Raw genomic sequence first — 4,386 nt, 5'->3', positions numbered from 1 at the left:
TCTTTACACAGTATGCCTTTGACTTTTTAGGCAAAAACAATATATAAGGAGGGCCTTCATGATTTCAGACGGGTATGCTTCTACATTAAAAAGGTTAATCACCTTTACGCAGGCCAAATTCATATCCCTTGCCGATATTGTCGGCTACGACGTATCGTATGTAAACAAGTGGAGCAACGGCACAAAGCTGCCGTCTTCCCGCTATGTAGAACGGATTAACGAGGAAATGGGACAGTATTTTGCCGAACTGATTGTGAAACAAAAAAAAGAAGAGAAATTTTATAAAACCTTCCCTATTTCATGTGAAATAAAGGACTTAGGCTTTGAAATCAGCCAGTATCTGTGTGCCGCCTACAGGGCCACACTTCATCAGAATCATGCTACGAAAGGCAAGGAAAACAGACCGTCTATTCAGGTGATTACAGGCCATCATGACACAGCAGCCTTTCTGTCCGACTTGCTGCAGAAGGGAGTTCAGAATCTGGACGGCGACGGAGAGCTCCTCGTTCTCGGTGAATTCTGTACGCTCTATGACGCAGGATTCTGGAAATATTTCGAAAACATCAATCTGACGACGACGCGCCTTATCATCCGCGTGGGCCTGGATATGGACAAGCTGGAAAAGCAGCCGGTCTATGTACAGCGCCTGTATCAGACGATCAACCGGTTTCTTGATTTCGACTTCGTCTTCTACAATTCCCATGATATTGAAAATGCCAATCTCATCATTCTCCGCGGCGTCTTCGCCGTGCAGTACGCCATGTCCAATCCGCCGCGGTTCAATATGTGCACCTATATTTTTGACGAGTCCACGGTGTGGGATATTTACGAAAAATTCAGCTTTACAGGAACGGAAAAGAAGGCCCTCATTTCCATTACCAGCTCTCTCGGCATGGATGACATGGGATACCGCACGGCCTTTTATGCGACGAGCCGCTTCTTCTTTTTCCTGACCAATGGCTTTGAATTTCTCCTGCCTCATCAGGTATTTGAAAGCATTATACAAAACGTATCGCCGGAACAGGCCTTTTCCATCCAGCGCCTGTGCGTGACCTGGGAAGAAATCGTCAATGCTTCGGACATTGAATTCATCCTGCCGACGGCCTCGCTCATGCGCTATCTGGAAACGGGCTATATTTACCTGACTGATGTGGAATACACCCTGACGGCGCAGGAACGGAAAGAACATATTCAGAGCGTCCTCGATGCCATGCAGGGCAATCCCCATATCGTCATGGGTGTCCTGCCGTCCCTGGGAAGTTCGCCAGTATATAAAGGCGAAAATGTGTCCTTCTATTCCAATTATAAGACAGGCTTCCTGAAAAAGAATAAGAAATAGATTCTCAACCAGGCCAGCCCTTTTTATCTGATCGTCAACGAACGGCTCCATTCCATTATTCTCAACTATTTCCAGAGTCTTCGCGAATCGCCGACATATCACCAGTATACTGTCGATCAGCTGCAGCAGAAATACGAACAGTACCGTCCTCTCATCGAACGGACGCTGCTTCTGAAAGAATAGTCTTTATCACAGCACAACGCCCCCTGTCCGAGACAGGGGGCGTTGTGCTGTATCTATGCTGATTCTGTTATTTATTCAGGTCTTCTTTCATCTGTTTCAGGCCCATTGGTTCATCTTTGAAAAGGAATGCCGGCATGGTCTTGACATCGTCGAGGATCGGCGTAAAGCCCATCTGATCGAGAATATCTTTCTGCAGATCTACGCCAGGAGCAATTTCCGTCAGGTGAACACCGTCTTCTTTCATTTCGAATACGGCCCGTTCCGTAATATACAGGACATGCTGCTTATGTTTGCGCGCATAGTTGCCGCTGAACGTAATGTGGTCCACAGTGGGAACGAATTTCTGTACTTTTCCTTCCTGAATGATATGCAGTTCGCCGTCTTTAATTTCTTCTTTCAGCTTGCCTGTCGTAAAGGTGCCGCAGAAGACTACGCTCTTCGTATTCTGCGTAATATTGACGAAGCCGCCGCAGCCGGCAATACGGGTACCGAACTTGGATACGTTAATGTTGCCGTCTTTGTCGCATTCTGCCAGGCCCAGGCAGGTCAGGTCCAGACCGCCGCCGTCATAGAAGTCAAACTGCGTGGCCTGATCCATATAGGCTTCGGCATTGACAGCGGCACCGAAGCGGACGCCGCCGAGAGGCACGCCGCCAATAGCACCGGCTTCGACAGTCATGGTAAGGCTGTCGCCAATGCCTTCTTCATTGGCAACGGAAGAAACGAGTTCAGGAATGCCAATGCCCAGGTTGATAACAGCTTCATTGCTCATGTTGAGGAGCAGCAGGGCTGCCCGGCGGGCAATGACTTTTTTCGCATTCAGCGGAGCCGGGTCGAGGGCTTTTACCGGAACAGTGACTTCGCCGGTCAGGGACGGGTCGTAGGGGCAGTCAAAGGACTGCTGGCGCTTCGTTTCGTCGTCTACCTGTACGAGGTAATCGACGTAAATGCCCGGTACCTTGACCAGTTTCGGGTCGAGAGTGCCGCCTTTGACGATCTTTTCAACCTGAACGACGACGATGCCGCCGCTGTTGTGTACGGCCTGGGCAAGAGGCGTAGCGTCGAAAGGAGATACTTCCTTGCTCATGACAACGTTGCCCCATTCATCGGCATAGGTGCCGCGGATAAAGCCGATGTTCATGTCCATGCGGGGATAGAAGAGCTGTTCGTGCCCTTCGATTTCAATGACTTTTACAAAATCGTCTTTCGTAACGTCATTGAGTTTGCCGCCAGTAATGCGGGGATCGGCAAAGGTGTCGAGGCCGACATGAGTAATCGTGCCGAGGCGGCGGGCTGCTACGTCGCGGAAATACTGAGACAGCGTTCCCTGAGGAAGGTTGTAGGCCTGCATCTTGTTTTCGTTGACCAGTTTCTGCAGGGCCGTAACAGCATTCCAGTGGCCGAGAATGGCTTTCTTAATCATGCCTTCATGGGCAAAATGGTCGCCGCCGCGGCCATCCGTATTGCCCTGGGAAGCGGCATAGATCAGAGTCAGATCTTTCGGAGCGCCTGTTTCCAGGAACCGTGCTTCCAGGGCACTGGTCAGGGCTTCGGGCTGACCGGAACCGACAAAGCCATTGGTCGTAACGACGTCGTTGTCTTTTACCAGCATAGCTGCTTCTTGGGCTGTTATAATTTTCACTTGTTTCATACTGTTTCCATCTCCTGTTTCACGTTAGTATGTGTAATGTATGTTTTTATTATACGAATGAGGCATATGGAATACCATATGAAATCAATGCATGAAATGGTAGAAAAAAATGCAAGGAATTCCTGTACTGCCCATACAGGGCACAAGACTGCACAAAAAAATGCGGACAAGACCAGAATCGGTCATGTCCGCACAGTCTCTTTCGTATTTGATTAGCAAGGCTCCCTTTCTGCAGGAGCCGGAGAATCCCTATTTTCCGGCAACAACGTGAACGGTGTCGTCATGTTTGACCGGCTGAAGGCCCCGCATGCCGCGGCGTACATACATAATGCCCGTATACAGGACGACAACGGTAATAACCATCGTCAAAACGGACAAGTCCATCTGTACGACCAGGTTGGTCGCAATCAGGACGGCAACGATGCCGGCCGTCATGAGGCAAAGGCTGACTTTGCGGGCATAGTCGCCGGCAATGACGAATTCCTTGGCAGCTACCGGCATCAGGGCTGCACAGGAGCCCATCATGACCGGGAAGGCTACAGTCGGGTTTAATCCCAGCAGGAAAACCATGACCATACACGGCGCATAGAGGCCGCAGCCAATGGTCATGAGTGCGCCGAAGATGAAGTTCATGACTACAGCGGCGCCCAGTTTCCAGCCGACCAGACCAATGGCCGTATTGCCGCTGCTCAGGAAAGCGATTAAGCCGGCCTGCTTGCCGATCATCAGCACAGCCGTAATCAGCAGGGCAATGCCCAGTCCGAGCTGCACTTTCTGTTCCGGCAGTCTGGGAACGATGCGGCCGCCAATAGCTGCACCGGCCACAGCTGCGAAGATCAGCGAGAACAGCGTAATCGGTTCGACATTGACGGCGCTGATGAAGATAAAGGCTTCAATGGCAACGGGAATGGCAAAGGCCGCATTCAGCGTCCCCGGCAGCAGCCGGTCATGAGACAGCTGTTTCGTCGCATTCAGCAACATCGTCGTCGTAGCAAAACTGCCGATGCCGAACACATCAAGGAAGTCTACGATAAAGCCAATGCCCATGGCAACAGGCGTTTTTCCCTTTCCCAGATTATGGCGATGACGCCACATATCCCGAACATAGAATACTAAAAAGTACGTGCTTAAAATCACAATCAAACCTAGTAATGCATTTACAACCATTTGGGTTGCCCCTCCATTCTAATTCACTTGTTATACATCTGTAACG

The 4,386-nt window shown here is 50.3% G+C and carries 3 protein-coding genes; 1 reads left to right on the top strand and 2 read right to left on the bottom strand.

Annotated elements, in window-relative coordinates:
- Positions 1-58 precede the first annotated feature (58 nt).
- Entirely contained in the window at positions 59-1,339 is a 1,281-nt protein-coding gene (locus Q3886_RS08725) for a hypothetical protein (protein ID WP_301861006.1), read from the top strand.
- 250 nt (positions 1,340-1,589) lie between these two features.
- Here the strand turns inward: Q3886_RS08725 and Q3886_RS08720 are convergent, their stop codons facing one another.
- Positions 1,590-3,173, bottom strand: coding sequence for an acyl CoA:acetate/3-ketoacid CoA transferase (locus Q3886_RS08720; RefSeq protein WP_301861004.1), 1,584 nt, complete (start codon positions 3,171-3,173; stop codon positions 1,590-1,592).
- A 249-nt stretch (positions 3,174-3,422) separates the two neighbouring features.
- Positions 3,423-4,340 (bottom strand): TSUP family transporter, encoded by a 918-nt coding sequence (locus Q3886_RS08715; protein WP_301861003.1) that lies wholly within the window; start codon positions 4,338-4,340, stop codon positions 3,423-3,425.
- Between the last annotated feature and the right edge of the window lie 46 nt (positions 4,341-4,386).

This window comes from uncultured Megasphaera sp., assembly GCF_958350005.1.
Taxonomy (GTDB): domain Bacteria; phylum Bacillota; class Negativicutes; order Veillonellales; family Megasphaeraceae; genus Megasphaera.
Note: the sequence above shows the minus strand (reverse complement) of the source record. Positions and strands in the feature narration are given on the sequence as shown.